The following is a 19,249-nucleotide window of genomic DNA, read 5'->3' on the forward strand; positions in this document are numbered from 1 at the left end:
AAAACTAAAGTATGAAGTGAAACTCTCGTTGGAGCGGAGATGGAACGATTCCCTACGCCGTCGCTGAACGCGCTCAAAGCGTTCGAAAGCGCCGCCCGTCACCTGTCTATCAAGGAAGCAGCAGCCGAACTCAATGTGACGAGCGCGGCGGTTAGCCATCAAATTGGCCAACTCGAAGAATCGTTTGGAACCGATTTGTTCAAGCGAAAATATCGAGGTATAGAACTGACGGACGCGGGCCGAATATTCTTCGGACAGCTTCACGAAGGCTTTGAGAAGATTGAGCAGGCTGTCGCTGTGTTAAGCAACCAAAAAGGCCGCGGTGCTTTGACTATCGACGTGCCGCCCTCCTTTAGCTCCCAATGGCTTATGACCCGACTCCATCGCTTTGCCATTGATCACCCTGGTACCGATATTCGCGTGTCAACGCGTATGAGGCAATTTAGAGGGGCGGCTCGCGGATATCGCGGAGACTCTCAAACCATTCTCAACTGGGCAGCCGAGTCGGACATTGTGATCGCCTTTGGCACAGGCAACTATCCGGGCATGGTTGTCCGTAAGCTTATGCCGGTGTACTTGACCGCCTTGTGTGCACCCAGTATAGGAACGCGACTGACAACGATTGATAGTGTCGCCAATCACACGTTGTTGCATGACGAGCGCGGAGCTCTATACGAATCAGATTCGTTTTGGTCTATGTGGCTGTCCGCTGCTGGGGTCACATGCGTGAACGTTAATGACGGGCCTCGCTTTACGCATGCCGCGCTGGGCATAGAAGCCGCCATGGCAGGGCACGGAATCATAGTGACCACTCCCGTACTCGCCTCGAGCGCAATCCGTTCAGGGCAGCTAATCGCACCCTTTGACCTCAAGGTCGTGTTGGAGGGTACGTATTGCGTGATTAGTCGTCCCGAATCACACGCTCGACACATTGTCTCGGACTTCTATAGCTGGATCGCCAAGGAAGCTGAGGATGCTTGGATGTGAGTTGCTGAACGTTGATTGTACGGAGCGGCGTAACCTCCGATGGGTGAAGGGCCGGCCGGCAAACAAAGACGCATCAAACAGTCGAGGGTTCGAGGCTCCTCCATTGGAAATCTTGGATAGACGTTTTTAAGAAGTAGTTTTGATCGTCTTTGTAGCAGAGGAACAGTCTTACGCGATGCAGGGGTTCCTTACACGTGAGAGCGCACGTTCGGAGCGGTAGGTGAATCGATCGCAGTCTCTGCAGGCTTGTAGGACGCCGATGCCGGAATCCATACGGGCTACTCGAGCAAGGTGACTTCTTGTTAGGTCCTGCACGGCCACAGACGCACACACTGGACGTGCGCGCGGACGAGGACTACGCGAAAGTTGCCTATGAGGCCAGGGATGATACGGTTCGAGCACTATAGGTTTGCGAAAAAAAACGGATCACGCCCGGCGGTCTTTTACTAAAGCGCAATGGCTGTTCTCGGCACATCAGGCGACATCGAACATTACTTGCTCGAGTGTCTGCAGAGGGTCGGGTCGCGTCAGACCCGTCTGTCAACTCATCGCCGGAAAGCGGCCAGTGGGATCCGTCTTATTGAAATCGGCCTGTCGTCAAGCGTGTACTCCCGACCCTCTGCGGACAATCGCGGTGCATGCATTGACTGTCCGCTGTATGCGCGATTGCTGACAGCGAGCCGGCAGCGATGATGCGCCGTCGTCGTCACAATGCGAACGTGGGGCTTTCCTTTAACTTCGCCGGTCCGGTGACTTGGGCAAACAGAGTGGCATGCCGTCGAATAAATGCCTCGACTGTAATAGGTGGCGTACCGGTGAGGTCCTCGACACCGTATTCGTACCCGCGAACACGCCATCTTGATGATCGACTGCGAAAGACATCAGATGCTAGGCAAACGTATCGCTAAATTTGGTATTGCTATCCAGGCGTTTCTTGAACAGAACCAGGTCGATCTGCCGGTATGTCACTTCACGCCCAAAAGCCTTGCTCATCTCCGAAGCAATCTCGTAGTGATTCATTTCCGCCGGGCCATGCAATGGATATTTCTTTCCTGAATGCGGGACAGGATCTCTGAGGACTGCGGCAATCACTCGACCCTGGTTTTCTGCCGCAATAGGCGCATGTCGCCCATCTCCGAAAGGAAGTTGCAGCACACCGTCCTTCCTGATGCTTGCCACCTGTCCAGGATAGGTCAGCCACAGCGCAAAGAAGGTTGGGCGAAGGTGTGTGACCGGCGTGCCGGACCAGTCAAAGATTCGCCCGGAAATCCAGGATCTCGTGCGGCATGACTCTTCGCCTCTCTGCGAGCTGCGAGCTGCGAGCGACGAGCGACGAGCGACGAGCTACGAGCTGAGATCTGTGACATGTTGACGATTGCGCGAATTCCCTTCTCACGCGCAGCCTGCGCGAAGTAGGCGGTGGCCGAGACACCGCCTACTTCGATGGGAAATACAAAATAGGCAGAATAGATTCCTTCAAGCGCAACGCTGACATTGTCGATATCCGAGAGATTTCCAACGACTACCTCGACACCCCTCGCCTTAAGCCTCTCGGACCGGTCATCTTCCTTCCGGACCAATGTTCGCACGCGCTCACTCGCATCTAGAAGCGCATCTGTAGCCGCTCCGCCGGTATTACCTGTCGCCCCGGCTACAAAGATTGTGCGAACAGTCATGCAATGTCTCCAGAAATGGCTTCAAGCTGGTAAGCGTACCTCTCGCAAATTCCGCCGACGGCTCGCGCCTATAGTGCGTACGCCTTAAGCCACGCACGGATCGACTGGACAAGGTCGGCTTTGCGTTCGAGAGGAAGCCAATGTCCAGCGGGAAGGTTCGCGACGGAAAGATCTGTACAACTGGCATGCATGGGTTCGCCGAGTCGGCCGCGGTTGATGTCGCAGATCGCATCCCAATCGCCGTTCACGAACAGGACTGGTTGATGCAGACGGCCATTGTCGGGTGCGGTTGAGGCATAGGCGATGTTGACCGCATCGTTCAGGTACCACGAATTGGCTGGGCGGAATCCATTGTCGCGAAACGATTGGGCCAAAGCATTAAAGTCAGCAGGTGGCCACATTGTCGGGTCAGGGGGCGTTGCAGGAGCACGATGAGCTGAGCCATAGCGCCCTCCGTTATTTGTGATCAAGGCTGATGGAGAAACCATGCCCGCGGACGCAGGATTTCCTGGGCGGTAGAGTGATGCCAACGCCGCAGAGATGTCTGCCTCGAAGTCGCTTACCGTCTGTTCGAAATGGGTCAGGTAAAACCGATAGTAATCCCACTGTCCGTCGGGATGAAGGTGGAGCGGGTACAGGCGTCGATCGATGAGCGGCAAAAGGCTGGGCAGCGCGAAGCCGTCCGGGAAATAGGGCACCGAAATCAGTACCTGGCCGCGACTGCGGTCGCTGTGCTGTGCGGCCAGCGCCCCGACCACCGGGCTTCCCCAGTCATGCCCGACCCATATTGCCGGACGCCCTCCCAGATGGTCGTGAAGCTCGACCATGTCCTGAACGATCTCGATCAGGGCGTAGGCCTCGGGAGCGGCCGGGCTCGATGAGCCGCCGTAGCCGCGCATGTCTGGCGCGACACAACGCCAGCCGTCAGCCGAGAATGCCTCGAGCTGGGCGCGCCACATCAGGCCAATTTCCGGCCAGCCATGAACGAAAACCATAACGGGCCCATCGGCCGGCCCGCACTCCCAGTAATGTGTCGTGTGACGTGGCGAGGTGAAGGTGCGCGCGCTCAGTTCAGTCATGGGTGCTCAGTGGGAAGGTTTGAGGACTGACAAGTTCCGGGTCCGGCCCGCCGCGTTCTCCGGTGTCGAGCGCGCTGATTGCCTGGACCTCGTCAGCCGCAAGCGCGAAGCTGAAAATATCGATGTTCTCGGCGATTCGTTCCTGACGCACGGATTTGGGAATCGGACAGGTGCCTATCTGGATCTGCCAGCGCAGGATGATCTGTGCGGGACTTTTTCCGTACTTTGCCGCGAGTTGAGCCACACCCGGATGGAACAGCGGATCGAGCACCTTCCCCGACGCCTTTGCTTTCTCTCCATCACGCTTGATACCGCCTATGGGAGACCACGCTTGCGTAGCGATCCCCAGCTTCTCGTCTGCTTCGCGAAGTTCACTTTGGGTGAAGAACGGGTGTACCTCTATCTGGTTCACAGCCGGGATATGTCCGGTTTGCTCAATCAGGTTGCGGAGATGACCCGCGCTGAAGTTACACACCCCGATCGCCCGTACGCGCCCCTCCTCAAGAAGCTTCATTGCGGCTTTGTAAGATGCGACAGTTTCATCAAAGGCCGAAGGGACGGGCCAATGAGTCAGATACAGATCCAGATAATCGAATCCGAGCTTGCGCAGACTTTTATCGGAGGCATGGATAGTCTGGTCGCAACCGTAGTCCGTCATCCACACCTTGGTCGTAACAAAAACATCCTCGCGAGGTACACCGGAAGCGCGAACGCCTTCTCCCACCTGCTGCTCATTCATGTAGGCCGCGGCCGTATCGATAAGCCGGTATCCGTTGGCGACTGCCGACTGCACGGCATTAACCGTCTGCTCCGGCTCACTGCGAAACACCCCGAAGCCGAAGCCAGGCATCTCGATCCCATTGTTCAGCTTGAAAACAGGGCCTTTGAATGTCGCCATCGTCGATTCCATTTGAGTTGATTGTCCTTACGCCGCTGTGTCCATCCGAAGCAACGTCGTTCTACCTCGTACCACTACGCCCGGCGGGTGTTGGCAGCAAGCGCGCTGGTCGAGGTCACGCGGGACTGACGGTGCGTAGGAACTTGACGAGATGCTCATTGACCACTTCCGTGGCTTCGTGCTGCACCCAATGGCCCACATCATCCAGATCAAGGCTCCCCACGAGACCGGGAAGACCGGCACGCATCTGGTTCGCCGTAATCGGATATAGCTCCTGCATGCCATCCGCTTTCCCCCAGATGAAAAATGAGGGTTGGTTGATCCTTGCGCCCTTCCATGGAGCGGACAAGTAGAAATACGGCTCCGCAGCTCGATAGTAGTTCAAGCCACCATGGAAGCCAGTCCGCTGAAATTCAGCGATGTTGTAAGCGACATAATCGGGTTGCGCCCATGACGGTATAGGGATGGGCGCGGCACGGTGGAGGCTTCGGGCCGGATCCATCGGGCTCCAACGCTTGTCGGCTGGTGCAGAACCTGAGGCCCAATACAGCATTCCGGGAATGGTGACCGCAGCGTCAGCCCAAATCTGATCGGCATCGGGCCGGATCTGTTCGAACATATAAAAGCGGTCTTGATGGCCCGATTTCCGCATGCGTTCAAACACGCTCGCATCCCCACGCGGGACGTAGGGCACGCTCAGGCAAAACACCGCTGTAAATCGATCGGGACGCAGCAGTGCGGCGTTCCATGCGTGTGTCGCCCCCCAGTCGTGGCCCACGAGGACTGCCGTGGGGATATTCAGCGCGTCGAGTAGCCCAATCAGATCCCCTGTCGTGTGCAGCGGTGTGTACAACGTCGCGTCCGCGGGGGCGGAACTGCGGCCATAGCCGCGCATGTCTGGAGCAATTGCGCGGTATCCGGCAGCCGATACCGTTTCCATCTGTCGGCGCCACGTATAGGACGTATCCGGAAAGCCATGGACAAAAAGCACAACCGGTCCATCCCCTTGCTCGGTTACGTGCAAAGAGATGCCATTGGTGCTGATGTCATACTCCTTGGATGTATGACCTCCGCCAGTCAGGGGACTTTGGGCTTGCGCCTTCTGATCCAGCAACAGACTCGCGCCCAACGCAGTGCCATTGGCGAGGAACGTGCGGCGAGCAAGAGAGGATGGCGGTGTCAGAGCAGGTGCCGCTTCGGTGAAATTGCTATCCATGGAGTAGTCTCGGCTAGTCATGCTTCGGTTCAGGGACTCGCACATAGTAGAAGCCCGCAATCGGTTCGGCGGGTCGTTTATCCGACAATTCAGGCCATACTTGCGAAGCGACGTGTATCACGTCGGTATCGGCCGCTAGAATCGCAGCCGGGGTCAGTCGGAACCGCAAAGGCAGCTATAGCCGGCGCGCTGTTGGAAAGCCCTGCACGCGTTGCTCGCATGGCAGAAGCGTGTCCTGCTAACCAACTTTCCCCAGAGGACATGTCATGCTTCGTATCGGCTATATAGTCACCCCGAATTTTCAGGTGATGATCTTCAGCGGCCTGACGGTGTTTGAAATGGCGAACCGTCTGACAAAAAAACCTCACTACGAGATACGTTTGATTTCCGAGGAAGGTGGGCCCGTCAAAAGTTCTCTCGGATACTCCGTCATGACGGACCGTTTCGATGAGGGTAGTTTCGATACGGTGATCATTGGTGGCGTTATAGATGGCGTGTATGAACCAAGTCCGGCACTGGTCGATTTTCTACAAACAGCGGTGAAAACCACCCGCCGTGTGGCCTCAATGTGCACGGGAGCATTCTTCCTGGCAAAAGCCGGCATTCTTGACGATCGACGCGCCACGACCCACTGGGCTCATGCTCGCGCTTTGCAGACAAGCTATCCAAAGATCAACGTCGCAGAAGATCGTATCTTCATCGTCGATGGTCCCGTGTGGACGTCTGCAGGCATGACAGCAGGGACCGACTTAGCGATTTCCATGGTAGAACGCGACCTCGGCGTAAAGATAGCCAGCACCATCGCCAAGCGGATGGTCATGTTTCACCGGCGTGCCGGCGGACAGCTGCAACACTCGACCTTGCTGGATCTCGATGCCAGAAACGATCGAATACAGACCGCCTTGGTGTTCGCAAAGAGTAACTTGCACACTAAGTTAACGGTGGGCCGACTCGCCGAAGCCGCCAATTTGAGCGTGCGACAGTTCACCCGCGCGTTCCGCGAGGAAACAGGGCAATCACCCGCGAAGGCTGTGGAAAATTTGCGGCTAGAAGCAGCGCGTCTCATGGTTGAGCAAGGCCGGTTGCCTATCGACGTTGTTGCGCGAGAGACTGGTTTTATCGATCCGGACAGAATGCGTCGGGCGTTTTTGCGGGCGTTCGGTCAGCCGCCTCAAGCTGTGCGACGTGCAGCGCGGGGATAAGCGAGCGGCTAATGCGAACCGGGCGCCGTCGCTGCCTCTACCTCTACAAACCTTCAGTATCGGGTCAGGCGAGGTCGTCCTCGGTATATATACGAATTCCTACCTGAGACAATCTACCGACGTTCCCCATCATCGCACTGCGACGCACGGTTCGTTCGAACCGAGCAGAAGCGAACCGAGATCGAACGTTGCGCTCAATTCCTCTACGCAGAGAAAGCGACCACGGACGCTGTACACCAAAGGGGCTCCTTTGGTTTCACTACCGGCCATTCGAACGCATCGGCTGACTGTCGCTTGCTGTGCCGGCCTGGGGCAGTACCCCTGCAAATTTGCTCGCCGCAAAGCGGCCATCGAGGCAGCGCGTGCTAGAAATTAGCTACGGAAATAAGACGACGACCTCGATCGACGGCTCGTGCCAATCCGAGTTGGTAACCGTATTCTTTCCGCAACCCAACACCTTCGATCGATTCGCAGGCGACATGCCGAACTTCGTCAGCGTCGACAAACGCTCCATAGACGTCGTCGGTTGTAGTCGACGCCAGACGTTCCTTTTTAACCCATCAGGCGCGTAATGCGCTATGAGGATGTGCGCGCAACGATGGTGCACCGCGAGGCAGACCTAGGCTGGGTTGTCAATGCGCTTGCACGGCGGCGCGAGAAGATGCGTTTGGCTAAATCATCAAAACCAAAACTAAGTGGCGAGAAAGTGGCGAAGTGCACCCCGCAAACCCGCGTCGTTACGGGATTGCCACATTCCTGTGGGTCATCCGTGCAGAATCTCGCCGAAAAGATTTAGGACATGCCGCGTCGTCGCCAAAATGAGCGCGTACACCGTCATGGAGACGTTAGCCCATCGCCAATAGCGGCAGTTTCCCAATGCACCGTGCATAGACGGTCGAGTTGTACGATGAGACACTGGGACCTTAGGGGGAGGGGGTATCTGAGACCTGGCAGCTTTTTGACCCGGACACAGAGCGTTCTCTCACGCGCAGAAAAAATCCCCCTTTAACAAAAAAATGTTAAAGCCTTTAACATGGCCCTAATTAACTAAACACCTTTACTGGCGGGGCTTTGAGGCACTTCGGCACATGTTAAAGCGATGTTAAAACATGTTAAAGATGTTAAAGCTGGGCGGACGGTCAGAGGAAGTGACCGGCGACCTGATTACTTGATTTCACCGGGCTAAAGATTTGACGGAACGGTCGGTCCCGGGCCGATTCGCTCCAGACTTTTTTCACCCGCCACCCCAGGGCGTAATTCAGTGAGTCCATGCGCAGCTTAAACGCAGCGTGCGCCTCCTCGGAAACGCTGCGCGATTTCTTGAACGCAGGCACGAAAGGCTCGATCCGTGGCTCCGCACGAGTCGAGCTAGTTCCCGCAGTCGGCCATTCTGCCGGCCGACCCTCTCGCGAAGCCGGCATTCGAACGGCTCCTTCCCTGCTGATGGCGGCCGCTCAATGCCTCGGAAACAGGTAATCTTCATGACACGCCGCGTCCGCCACGGGAAGGCGTGCTCCTGGCGCTGCTCCGGTCAGCGAGACCGCAAATCGAGCGCGGCCATCCGAAAGGCAATGTGGTCGCGCTGGGCGTTGTCAGGACCGGTGCCGTCGGCAGAAGTCGTCACCCGACTGCTTCGTGAGGCACGCAGTCGCCCGAGTGCATGCTTGCTCGACTGCGTAGTACGGGCTATAGCAGAGTGGCGAACTTTGCCGCGCCACGGATCAGCGCTGTATATCCAGCTCCGCTTGCTTATTCCAGGAATTATCTGTGCTCGCGTGCGATCGTGTCCGACATGCCAACATCGAAAACGCGTTGACCGACCCGACCGGAGTCTGGGACGCGATGGCTAGCCTTTGCCTGAAAAGGTCTGCAGAGCCCGGTACGCGCCCTGGCCATTGCTCGGGAGCATCCGCAAATCCGCTAAGTGAGGAGAGAGCGGGTGGTTGCAATCGCGCTTGTCTCGGCCATCACCTATCGTTAATCTGGCGCAAAGAGTCAGGAACCGACAACATGCCAGCAAACGGACTACCACGGAAGCGTCTCGCCCAGGTAGTTGTAGTAACGAAGTCCTGCCTTGCCCGACGACGCGGCTATTTGATTCACTATTCCGGGGATGCTTTCCTCAATGCTCAAGGTGGCATCGGCACCGCCCATTTCCGTCCGAACCCATCCAGGATCGACCAGCGCGAGGCTTTGTAAAGCGCTCGCGTGGCGCGCGGCAAAGGAGCGCATTAGCATATTCAAAGCCGCCTTGCTGGCGCGATAGACTTCCCATCCACCGCTTTCGTTCAGTGCCACGCTACCAAGACTTGAGGACATTATTGCTATCGTTCCTTGTTCTTTCACCTTGTCGTACAGCCGCTCAATGATGCGGATCGGACTCAACGCGTTTGTCACCATCAAACGGCTGAAGTCCTCGGTCGTAACCTCGTCTGCTCGATCCTCTGGACCAAGGGCGACACCGGCATTGACATACAGGACATCAAATTCGTGATCAGGCAGACGGCTCGCGAGGGCTTCAATATCAGAGCTATCGGTGACGTCCATCTGCTCGATACGTATCTTCCCCGGAAACGCCTGTTCTAAGCGATGCAGCGGCGTATTGCCACTTCGTACCGTAGCGACGACGTTCCAGTCTCGCGAAAGCCACTCTTGGGCAAGTGCGAGGCCAAGACCACGCGATGCACCAATGATCAAGACTTTTTTAGAGCTCGTCATATATCGATTCCTCCTTCAATAAGAGTGTTGAGACAACATTCTCTAAGACCTAAAGCAACCGCTACGGCCCTTGGTGTGGCTATCGGAAAGTATGTTGGACACCTCGCACCGCGTGCAATCGCCCGAGAGTCATAAGACATATGCCGGCGAGTAATGACCGGACCGGTCGCCGCCGCCTAAATCTTTCCTCGTGAGGAAAATCGGGTGTTGGCGGCGAGCGGACGGCCACAAGCCGATGTTCGCGCCGATGACAGGAGCTTTTCGAATGGCTCGCATCACCCGCTATAGTTGCCCGCTGCATTGCGCCTCTTGAGCTTCGGAGCCCTCGCGGGCGTGCATCCGATCAACCGTTCTCTCTCGCAAGCAGTTCGAGCTTGCCGATCGCCTTCGTTATCGCCGCCCGTGCAAGCATCTCTTCGTACCAGCGTTCTACATGCGGCGTCATGTCCAGTGTCACGTTTGGGAAGGCTCGTCGCCATATCCATCCGAAGTGGGCGATATCTGCGATGGAGTATTCGTCGCCCGCGACGAAGGGCTGTTCGGCAAGAATAGTGTCGAGCAGTTTCAGTTGACGATTCGCCTCGCCGGAAAAGCGCTCGATGGCGTGGGGCATCACTTCCGGTGCAAATTTGAGAAAGTAACCTGCCTGTCCGAAGGCCGGGCTCAGTCCAGACGCGTGAGCGAACAGTTGCTCAAACGTGCGCGCCCGGCGTACAGGGTCCTGTGAGAGAAGCTTGCCGTGCTTTTCGGCGAGATAAACGAGAATGGCCGCAGACTCGGTCAGCACGAAATCGCGGTCTTCGGTGGTCAGCACTGGCACTTTTCCGTTGGCATTCAATGCGAGAAACGCATCGCTCTTCTGCTCGCCCTTTCGAACGTTGATGGCGTGCAGCGTGTAGGCGAGTCCGAGTTCTTCGAGCGCAATCGGCACCTTGAGGGAGTTTGGTGTGGCGAATGCGTGAACCTGGTACATGGCGAGTGATCCTTTCAGAGAGATACCGGCTTCCTTGAGACGCACTGTGCGCGGAATTCGATCTCCGGTGAAGTCCGACCGGAGTGATAAGCGCTATTCCCCCAAGGAATGGCCTAGGGCCTCCCGAATCGGATGCTTCTCGCTATTCCGCGCAGGAATGACAGCTATCGCTCATTGCTGCCTTCTGCAGAATCGTGCTCGCCTTGATGATCCACAGGTCTTCTCCCTTTTTCAGGCACTCGCCATGAACTCACTTTTTACTCAGACTCAGGTCGGCCCTTATCCGGTCAGTCACCGCGTCGTTATGGCGCCGCTCACACGGATGCGCACCGAAGCGCAGAACGTCCCTGGCGATCTGATGGTCGAGTACTACGCGCAGCGCGCTTCGGCCGGCGGCTTGTTGATTTCTGATGCAACGTCCGTGTCTCCGCTCGGCTTCGCCTATGTCGGCGCGCCAGGCATTTATACCGACGCGCATGCTCGCGGCTGGAGGCGCGTCACTGACGCGATCCACGCGAAAGGCGGACGTATCTTCCTGCAGTTATGGCATGCGGGACGACAGGCGCATCCCGCCAACATCGGCGGAGTGTTGCCGGTCGCGCCCTCCGCCGTGCGCGCTTATGAACACTCTGCAATTCAAGACGAAAACGGGCGCGTGATCGAGGTCGAGCAGGTCGTCCCGCACGCACTGGCGCTTGAAGAGATCACTGGCGTGATCGAAGAATTTCGTCGCGCCGCGACGCTTGCGAAACAGGCCGGTTTCGATGGCGTGGAACTGCATGCTGCTAACGGTTATCTGCCCGACCAGTTTCTGCAGGACGGCTCGAACCACCGTACGGATGCGTATGGTGGTTCGCTTGAAAACCGGGCGCGCTTTCTGTTCGAGGTGATCGACGCAATCGCTTCGGTGTGGAATGCCGACCAGATTGCAGTGCGCCTATCGCCAGGAAGCGCGTATGGCACGATGTCCGATAGCGATCCGCTTGCCACGTTCGGGTACGTCACGCGGCGTCTGGACGGCTATGGGCTCGCGTATCTGCATGTCGTCGAGCCGCGAGTGCGCGGTAACGATGACGTCGCCGCAGCGGCGTCCGCCGTCTCAGCGAAAGACTTGCGGCGCGTGTACAAGGGCACACTCATCGCGGCAGGCGGCTTTACTGCGGACAGCGCGCATCACATGATCGAAACAGGCGACGCCGATCTCGTTGCATTCGGGCGCCTGTTTGTCTCCAATCCAGACCTGCCGGAGCGGCTGCGCATCGGGGCACCGCTGAACCATTACGACCGCTCGACGTTCTACGGCGGCAACGCACGCGGGTACACTGATTATTCATTCCATAGCCCTGGGCCGGTTGCCTGAAGCGGACTGCACGCATCGCAAACTGGCCCCGCCGCAGGATCGTCTGCGGCAGGGCCGCTTGTATTTGCGGATTGCTTTTGTGAATGGGAGACAGATGGCAAACGCCGATCATCGACATTTTCGATCGACCGAATGTTGTGACGCGCTAGACTTCCGCCTGAACACATCTCAGCCATAACAGGGACTTTCACGGTCCGCGAGGAGAAGCAACGGCATGGACCGCATGGCAGCAATGGAAACGTATGTCAGCGTCGTTGAAGCGGGTTCGTTCTCGGCGGCCGCCAAGCGGCTCAAGCTTGGGCAACCGGCCGTGTCGAAGTCGATCGCGCAGCTCGAAGAACGGCTCGGCGTGCGGCTTTTGTTGCGCTCGACCCGCGGCCTGGCTCCCACCGATGCAGGCCAGCGCTTTTACGAGCACGCAAGGCGCGCGATCGAAGAGGTGGACCTCGCCGAGCATGTCGCGCGCGACGCGTCGACCGGGCTATCCGGTGTGTTGCGCATCAGCGCAGCCGTGACCTTTGCGCGGCTGCATATCCTTCCGGCACTTAAGTCGTTTCTTGGCCGGCACCCTAACTTGCAGATCGATATCGTGCTGGACGATCGCACCATTGACCTGCTCGAAAAAGGCGTAGACGTGGCGCTGCGCATGGGCTCGCTCGACGATTCGACGATGACCGCACGGCGCATTGCGCAAAGTCGTCGGCTGCTGGTCGGCACACCTGCCTATCTCGCCGAAGCAGGTGTGCCGAAGACCCCTGCGGAGCTCAGTCAGCATCAGGTGATCGTGTATTCGTTGCGAGGTGGTGGCGAGTCGTGGGCGTTCAGCCAGCAAGGCAAGGAAGTGGCGGTGGTGGTGTCGGGGCGTGTCAGCGTGAGCGCCGCTGAGGGCATGCGTACGATGGTGCTGAACGGAATGGGTCTGGCAATCGCGTCGGAATGGATGTTTTCGCCGGAACTTGCCGACGGCTCGATCCAAGCCGTCCTGACGGACTGGGAATTGCCCCCGATCGACCTGTGGGCAGTGTTTCCGGCCGGACGCCTGGTGAGTGCGAAGGCGCGGGCGTTCGTCGCCTTCGTGGAAGAGGTAATCGGTGCCACAGGCGCCGACACCGGAAGTGTGCCTTCAGAAAGCGAGCTTGCCGATTGACGCACCGCCGTCGACGTAGAGCGTCTGACCGGTCATGAACCCGGCGGCGTCGGATAACAGGAAACCGATCGTCGCAGCTATTTCGTGAGGCTGGCCAAAGCGACCCATCGGTATTGCAGACAGATAGCGCTTCTCGCCCTCGCTCCCGGGCGGGTTGTTGGCGCGAAACAGCGCGGTCTCGGTCGGACCCGGTGCGACAGCATTCACCGTGATGCCCGTGCCTGCCAGTTCCAGCGCCCACGAACGCGCAAAGCTTACCAGCGCCGCTTTCGCCGCTGCATATGCCGTGCGTTGCGTCATGCCGAGAATCGTCAGGCTAGAAATGTTCACGACGCGTCCCCAGCTGCGTTCCTGCATGCTGGGAAGCAGCGCCTGGACCGTTTGCACGGCAGGGTGAAGATTTAGCGCGAGAACGTCGTCGAGATCGTTTAGCGCGACTTCGCCCAGACGTTGCGGCCTGACTAATGCGACGTTATTCACCACGCCATCGAACGCATGACGTCGCACGAGGACATCGAGCACCGCGCCGGTTGCGGCACGGTCGGCCAGATCGACGCGGACCAGTTCGCCTGGAAAATCGCTTGCTTCGCGCGCGAGCCCCACTACGTAGTGGCCATCGGCAATCAGCCGGTTTGTCAACGCGAGGCCAATGCCTTTGGTCGCGCCGGTGATGAGAAATGTACGCTGTGTCATCAAAAGTCCTTTAAGAACCCGAGGGAATCGAAAGGCCGTGCCGGGTTCCCCGGCGCGGCCTTGCAGTTGCCTCGCGTTGAATGTCAAGGCTTAGGCGTTGGCCGTCGCCTTTTCCAGAACCGGGAACATGTCCGACGGGTCGGGACGACGCGTGTAATCCGGATTGACCTCCGAATACACCACGGTTCCATCCTGTCCAATGACGTAACGCGCCGGCATCGGCAGGGTCCAACTCGGGTCGTTATTGAACGCGGGCAGGTCGTTCTTCAAGTTCTTGTACAGCTCGACCAGATAATCGGGCAACGCAAAGCGCAAGCCGAAGTCGGCGCCCGTCTGACCGTTCACGTCGCTCAACACCGGAAAGCCGAGTTCGTTGGTGCGCACGGATTTGCGGCTGTTGACCGGCGTCTGCGGAGAAATCGCTACGACGTTCGCGCCATAGGCCTGAATCTGCGGCAGCACTTCGTTGATCGCCTGCAATTCGATATTGCAATACGGACACCAGACCCCGCGATAGAACGTCACCACTAGCGGTCCCTTCACCAGCAACGCAGCGGACGACACGTCATTGCCATCCTGATCCTTGAGGTTGAAATGCGGGGCGCGGTCGCCAGCCTTGATTGCGCGGCCAGCTTGCCCACTCGCAATCAGTTCTGCTGTAGCGCGCTCCATCACCGGATGAATCTCCGGCGGTGCGTTAAAGGGCGGCTTGCCCGCCTTGAAGTCGGCCCGGAATGCGTCGAGTTTGTCTTGCAGTGACATGAGTGTTCTCCGTTGAGAGAATTAAACGAATGAATAGATTCAGGCTGCGCTCTGTGCTGCTGCGATGCGCGCCACTTCGGCTGCGGTGATACCTTCGAGCGCGAGGCCGTAGCCGATACCTTCGTCGATCACGCGACGCAGGCGTTGAGTCAGGCCAATGCGCGTGTATTTGGTAGTGAGCGGCGGCTGTTTTGCGATCGTCGCGGCGATGGCGTGCGCACGTTTGAGCAACTGATCTGCAGGTACGATTTCATTCACCACACCCAGCGACTGCGCCTCTGCAGCGTCAAGCTTCTGCTGCGTGAGCACGAAATACCGGCCTCGAATGCTGCCGATCATTTCCGGCCACAGCAGATGCACGCCGTCGTTGGGAGCGATACCGAATGCGGCGTGCGGCATGTCCTGGAACACAGCCTCGGGCGTCGCCACCACGATGTCGCACAGCAGGACATATTCAGAATGCAGCAAGACCGGGCCGTTCAGCGCGGCGATCATCGGCACTTCGATGTCGAGTATATTCATCAGGATCTTGCGGCCTTCGCGGAAGATCTTGTCGTAGCCGCGCGGTGTGAAGAAATCGAAACCTTCCGGCGAGATTGCGTCCATGAATGCGTCGCCACTCCCCGTCAGGATGACCACGCGGTTCTCCGGGTCTTCGCCGATCTGATGAAACATATCGGTGAACTGTTCATGCGTGTGGCCATTGAAGACAAGCTTCGCGCCTTCGGTATGGAAACGGACTTCGAGTACGCCGTCCGGTGTACGGGTCAGTCGTGCATTGGGATAGGCTTCTTTATAGCGGTCGAACGTGGACATGGCGGTTTCTCCGAGAGCTTCTGTATGAGTTGGATGAAAGCCGTGAGGGCTCCCGGGGTGGGCTTATGCCGCAGCAGCGACCGGTTTGGTCCACTCATTACCGGCCATGAAGCCGTCGAGTTCGGTGTGGACGATGTGATTTGTGTAGTTGCTCATCACCTTCGTCGCCACGCCCAAGATCACTTCAAGGACATTCTGACGGGTATAGCCGGCGACAAGAAACGCGTCGACATCGGCGTCCGAGACGAAACCCTGCTCACGCACCACGAGCGTCGTAAAGCGATGCAGCGCTTCGAGTTTTGCATCGGGCAGCGGTGTGCCGGCGCGCAGTGCGGCGATTACGCCCGCGTCCATCTTGATCATCTTTGCAAGCGTGCTGTGACCGGCCATGCAGTAGTGGCAGTTGTTCTCGAAGTTCGAGGTCAGGTACACCACCTGCTGCTCGTGCGGCGTCAGCGTGCTTTTCGAGAAGAGGTCCCACAGTGCTGAGTAGCCGGCCAGTAGCTCTGGCGCTTCAGCCATGTACGACTGCAGGTTCGGCACGAAACCAAACGCTTTCTTCGTGCCTTCAAGAAGGGCTTTGGACGCTTCGGGCGCGTTGTCGATGGTGTGTTTCGGGAAGGTGTTCATCGCGGTTATGGAGTTGAGTTGCGGTGAGCAGATGATCAGACGCAATGCGCCTTTGGAGAAGATCGTCGGCGGCAATAACAGCCATTACCATATGGAATGGCCGCCGGACGGAAGGCGACTAGTCGTAAGATGCTTTTGCTATATTGTCGAACCCGCCTACTTCGGAGAGCTTGCGATGCCACGCATCCAGCGTCCCGGCGTCCCGTTGGCTCCGTCGTCGATGCGCAGCATGACCGCACGCCCGGCGGCCGCGAATACTGCGACCTCGCGCCGTATGGCGCCGGAAGAACGCGAAAAGCAGATCGTCGATAAAGCAATCGAGCATTTCGCGACCCACGGCTTTTCCGGCAGCACGCGCGAGTTGGCGCGACAGATCGGCGTTACCCAGCCGCTGCTGTACCGCTATTTCCCAAGCAAGGACGCACTCATCGACCGCGTTTACAGCGAGATCTATCGTTGGGATCCGCTTTGGGACGCGTTGATCGCGGATCGCACCGTCGACCTGCAGGCGCGGCTCACCGCGTTCTATCAGGCGTATTCGCGCGTCATGCTGACGCGTCCGTTGATCCGCACGTTCATCTTCGCGGGATTGGCGCGCGAGGGCATTAACAAACGTTATCTCGAACGAATGTGCGAGCGGGTGTTCAAGCCAGTGATTAAGGAAATCCGCGAGTTTTACGGCTTGCCGCCCGCCAACGACAAAGCGACGCGTGAAGTAGAAATGGAACTCGTGTGGAGTCTGCATGCGAGCATCTTCTACGTTGGCATGCGCCAGTGGGTGTATGGCATGCCGATCCCCAACGATCTCGAAGCGCACGTCGAGCGTCAGGTCGATGCTTTCCTGAACGGCACACCCGCCGTGCTCAACAATCTGCCGAAAGCTGTGAAATCCGCGAAAGCTGCGAAAGTTGGAAAGACGGCGAAAAGCGAGACAAAGGCGAAACCCGTTCCTCGGACACGCGCCGGCGTTACGCCGCGTCTTCGTCAGCGGACTGTTTCACAAGGGTAAACGCTGGCGCGGCAACGCTTGGTCGCGCCGTTCCGCCGACATAAAATTTATCGATCGATAAATGATCGGCCGATAAATTATTACGGATGCGAAATGGTGTGCGGCTCCGCGAAATCTTGCTGCGCGCGCGACAGTATCCACTCGCGAAACGCGACGCTCTGCGGCAGGGGCTGATCTCCGGCGGGAAGGAACAGGTAGTAGCTCAGGCCCGTGCGCAACGGCCGGTCGATCGCGAGCATCACCGCGCCGGACGCCAACTCGTCCTGCACCAGAAAACTGGGCACGAGCCCGATCCCGATGCCGGAGGACACCGCTTCGATCAAGTGCGACGTCAACTCGAATTGCGGGCCGACGTTCATCGAGCGCTCGTCGATCTGCTGATCCTCAAACCAGCGGATCCAGGAATCGGACCGTGCCGCTACGCGCAACAGCAAATGGCGCGTCAGATCCCGCGGAACGCGGATGGGGTTCGTCTGCACGATCGACGGGCTGATGATCGGCAGCAGGGTTTCGTCGCAGAGCTTGTATGACACGAGCCCCGGCCACGCGCCGTCACCGACGCCGATCGCCGCGTCGATGCCAGTGCGTTCGAAGTCGAACTGACCAATGCGCGAATGCAGATTGATCAGCACGCCTGGATGCCGCTTGTAGAAGTCGGATAACCGAGGCATTAGCCACTTGCTTGCGAAAGTTGGCAGTGCGGCGAGATTAAGGCTGCCGCGTCCAGTTTGCGACGCGATCGCCTGAAGCGAGGCGCTTCGCACGCGCTGCAACGCCTGGCCTATGTCCCGGTGGTACACCGCGCCAATCGCCGTGAGCGTCAACTTGCGATTCACGCGGCGAAACAGCGGCACGCCCAGCAGTTCCTCAAGCGCTTGCACCTGGCGGCTCACAGCGCTTTGCGTCACGGCGAGGTCGGATGCGGCATCCGTGAAGCTCAGCCGGCGCGCGGCGGCGTCGAAGGCGATCAGTAGTGACATCGACGGAGTCAGACGACGAGGGTTCATTCAAAAACCTCATGGAAAAGCCGACCAAAATTCGTTTGAGCGTCGAGTATGAGACGTCCAGACTATGAGAACTACAGGGGGAATCGCTAGGTACCCAAGCGCGGCATGCCGTACGGACGCGATAACTCCCAGGCGCACATTTCAATCAAACGGAGACAACGATGAGTCAGGACATTTCGGCTGCATTCCCCTATGACATGCAACGCGTGAAAGTGCGCGACGCGGAGATGGCATACGTCGATGTCGGTGAGGGCGATCCGATCGTGTTCCTGCATGGCAACCCGACCTCGTCCTACACATGGCGCAACGTGATTCCCTATCTCGAACCGCTCGGCCGGTGTCTTGCACCGGATCTGATCGGCATGGGCCAGTCAAGCGACTCGCCGACGTATTCCTATCGCTTCGACGACCACGCGGACTATCTCGACGCGTGGTTCGAGCAGTTGAGGTTGCGCGAGAACATCGTGCTCGTCGTGCAGGATTGGGGAGCGGCGCTTGGGTTCGACCGCGCTGTGCGTTATCCGGAATCGGTATCGGGCATTGCGTACATGGAGGCGATGGTCCGCCCGCGCTTCTGGACGGACATGCCGCCGGAACGTCAGGCGGTGTTTCGCCGCCTACGTGGCGAGGAGGGCGAACAGATGGTGCTCGAAGATAACTTTTTCGTCGACAAGATGCTGTTCGAGCTCGGCGTGAAACGCGCGCTGACCGACGCGGAAAAACAGGTATATGCGCAGCGCTTCCTGAAGCCCGGCGTGTCGCGGTTGCCAACGCTGGTGTTTCCCCGCCAGATTCCCTTCGATGGCGATCCGCCCGAGACCTACGCTCGAGTTAAGCGCTATAGCGACTGGCTCTCGCAAAGCACGGATCTGCCCAAGCTGTTCATTAACGCCGACGAAGGCCACGGCACAGCCGGCGCTGCGCGCGACTTTTGCCGCGCCTGGCCGAATCAAGAGGAGCTCACCGTCAGCGCGAAGCACTATGTGCCGGAGGATTGCCCGCATGAAATCGGTGAAGCGGTGGCCAAGTTCGTCAGGCGGCTGCGCGGCTGATCGTAGCGCCATTTCAGCGCCAGC

19 protein-coding genes are annotated in these 19,249 nt (G+C 58.3%); 6 read left to right on the forward strand and 13 right to left on the reverse strand.

The window, feature by feature from the left end:
• Window positions 1-39: 39 nt before the first annotated feature.
• Window positions 40-987, forward strand: a complete 948-nt coding sequence (locus tag ACZCWR_RS08935; RefSeq protein ID WP_487300414.1) for a LysR substrate-binding domain-containing protein — start codon at window positions 40-42, stop codon at window positions 985-987.
• 888 nt (window positions 988-1,875) lie between these two features.
• On the opposite strand, the gene ACZCWR_RS08940 is transcribed toward ACZCWR_RS08935, so the two are convergent.
• The 5 genes from ACZCWR_RS08940 to ACZCWR_RS08960 all read right to left on the reverse strand — a co-directional run bounded on the left by ACZCWR_RS08940 (window position 1,876) and on the right by ACZCWR_RS08960 (window position 5,856).
• A complete protein-coding gene (locus tag ACZCWR_RS08940) occupies window positions 1,876-2,142 on the reverse strand; it encodes a hypothetical protein (protein ID WP_487300415.1) in 267 nt (88 codons plus the stop codon).
• A gap of 38 nt (window positions 2,143-2,180) precedes the next feature.
• Window positions 2,181-2,663 (reverse strand): NmrA family NAD(P)-binding protein, encoded by a 483-nt coding sequence (locus ACZCWR_RS08945; protein ID WP_487300416.1) that lies wholly within the window; start codon window positions 2,661-2,663, stop codon window positions 2,181-2,183.
• Window positions 2,664-2,731: 68 nt separating this feature from the next.
• Entirely contained in the window at window positions 2,732-3,742 is a 1,011-nt protein-coding gene (locus ACZCWR_RS08950) for an alpha/beta fold hydrolase (RefSeq protein WP_487300417.1), read from the reverse strand.
• A complete protein-coding gene (locus ACZCWR_RS08955) occupies window positions 3,735-4,640 on the reverse strand; it encodes an aldo/keto reductase (RefSeq protein ID WP_487300418.1) in 906 nt (301 codons plus the stop codon). Before ACZCWR_RS08955 ends, ACZCWR_RS08950 begins: the two co-directional genes overlap by 8 nt.
• A 115-nt stretch (window positions 4,641-4,755) precedes the next feature.
• Entirely contained in the window at window positions 4,756-5,856 is a 1,101-nt protein-coding gene (locus ACZCWR_RS08960) for an alpha/beta fold hydrolase (RefSeq protein ID WP_487300419.1), read from the reverse strand.
• A 266-nt stretch (window positions 5,857-6,122) separates the two neighbouring features.
• Here ACZCWR_RS08960 and ACZCWR_RS08965 point away from each other — a divergent pair, with 266 nt between their 5' ends.
• Entirely contained in the window at window positions 6,123-7,058 is a 936-nt protein-coding gene (locus ACZCWR_RS08965; protein WP_487300420.1) for a GlxA family transcriptional regulator, read from the forward strand.
• A gap of 1,139 nt (window positions 7,059-8,197) precedes the next feature.
• Here the strand turns inward: ACZCWR_RS08965 and ACZCWR_RS08970 are convergent.
• From ACZCWR_RS08970 to ACZCWR_RS08980, 3 genes are all read right to left on the reverse strand, one after another.
• Window positions 8,198-8,392, reverse strand: coding sequence for a hypothetical protein (locus tag ACZCWR_RS08970; protein ID WP_487300421.1), 195 nt, complete (start codon window positions 8,390-8,392; stop codon window positions 8,198-8,200).
• Window positions 8,393-9,083: 691 nt separating this feature from the next.
• Complete coding sequence (locus ACZCWR_RS08975; protein ID WP_487300422.1) at window positions 9,084-9,776, reverse strand: SDR family NAD(P)-dependent oxidoreductase; 693 nt, start codon at window positions 9,774-9,776, stop codon at window positions 9,084-9,086.
• Between the two features lie 343 nt (window positions 9,777-10,119).
• A complete protein-coding gene (locus tag ACZCWR_RS08980) occupies window positions 10,120-10,794 on the reverse strand; it encodes a glutathione S-transferase family protein (RefSeq protein WP_487300423.1) in 675 nt (224 codons plus the stop codon).
• Window positions 10,795-10,993: 199 nt separating this feature from the next.
• On the opposite strand from ACZCWR_RS08980, the gene ACZCWR_RS08985 reads away from it, so the two are divergent.
• Together ACZCWR_RS08985 and ACZCWR_RS08990 are read left to right on the forward strand one after the other, a co-directional pair.
• Window positions 10,994-12,109 carry an alkene reductase gene (locus ACZCWR_RS08985; protein ID WP_487303290.1) on the forward strand — a complete coding sequence of 372 codons (1,116 nt, stop codon included), beginning with the start codon at window positions 10,994-10,996 and terminating at the stop codon, window positions 12,107-12,109.
• A gap of 214 nt (window positions 12,110-12,323) precedes the next feature.
• Window positions 12,324-13,256, forward strand: a complete 933-nt coding sequence (locus ACZCWR_RS08990) for a LysR family transcriptional regulator (protein WP_487300424.1) — start codon at window positions 12,324-12,326, stop codon at window positions 13,254-13,256.
• Here the strand turns inward: ACZCWR_RS08990 and ACZCWR_RS08995 are convergent.
• The 4 genes from ACZCWR_RS08995 to ACZCWR_RS09010 all read right to left on the reverse strand — a co-directional run bounded on the left by ACZCWR_RS08995 (window position 13,233) and on the right by ACZCWR_RS09010 (window position 16,157).
• Window positions 13,233-13,949, reverse strand: coding sequence for an SDR family oxidoreductase (locus ACZCWR_RS08995; RefSeq protein ID WP_487300425.1), 717 nt, complete (start codon window positions 13,947-13,949; stop codon window positions 13,233-13,235). The two genes, ACZCWR_RS08990 and ACZCWR_RS08995, sit on opposite strands and share 24 nt — an antisense overlap.
• A gap of 90 nt (window positions 13,950-14,039) precedes the next feature.
• On the reverse strand, window positions 14,040-14,711 hold the full coding sequence (locus ACZCWR_RS09000) for a peroxiredoxin-like family protein (protein ID WP_487300426.1): 672 nt from the start codon (window positions 14,709-14,711) through the stop codon (window positions 14,040-14,042).
• Between the two features lie 39 nt (window positions 14,712-14,750).
• Window positions 14,751-15,527, reverse strand: coding sequence for an enoyl-CoA hydratase/isomerase family protein (locus ACZCWR_RS09005; protein ID WP_487300427.1), 777 nt, complete (start codon window positions 15,525-15,527; stop codon window positions 14,751-14,753).
• Window positions 15,528-15,590: 63 nt separating this feature from the next.
• Window positions 15,591-16,157 carry a carboxymuconolactone decarboxylase family protein gene (locus ACZCWR_RS09010; RefSeq protein ID WP_487303291.1) on the reverse strand — a complete coding sequence of 189 codons (567 nt, stop codon included), beginning with the start codon at window positions 16,155-16,157 and terminating at the stop codon, window positions 15,591-15,593.
• 175 nt (window positions 16,158-16,332) lie between these two features.
• On the opposite strand from ACZCWR_RS09010, the gene ACZCWR_RS09015 reads away from it, so the two are divergent.
• A complete protein-coding gene (locus ACZCWR_RS09015; RefSeq protein ID WP_487300428.1) occupies window positions 16,333-17,166 on the forward strand; it encodes a TetR/AcrR family transcriptional regulator in 834 nt (277 codons plus the stop codon).
• A gap of 80 nt (window positions 17,167-17,246) precedes the next feature.
• Here ACZCWR_RS09015 and ACZCWR_RS09020 read toward each other — a convergent pair whose 3' ends face one another.
• Complete coding sequence (locus ACZCWR_RS09020; RefSeq protein ID WP_487300429.1) at window positions 17,247-18,146, reverse strand: LysR substrate-binding domain-containing protein; 900 nt, start codon at window positions 18,144-18,146, stop codon at window positions 17,247-17,249.
• A 188-nt stretch (window positions 18,147-18,334) separates the two neighbouring features.
• On the opposite strand from ACZCWR_RS09020, the gene ACZCWR_RS09025 reads away from it, so the two are divergent.
• Window positions 18,335-19,225, forward strand: a complete 891-nt coding sequence (locus ACZCWR_RS09025; protein ID WP_487300430.1) for a haloalkane dehalogenase — start codon at window positions 18,335-18,337, stop codon at window positions 19,223-19,225.
• Window positions 19,226-19,249: the final 24 nt, after the last annotated feature.

The organism is Caballeronia sp. A2-2, assembly GCF_057612605.2.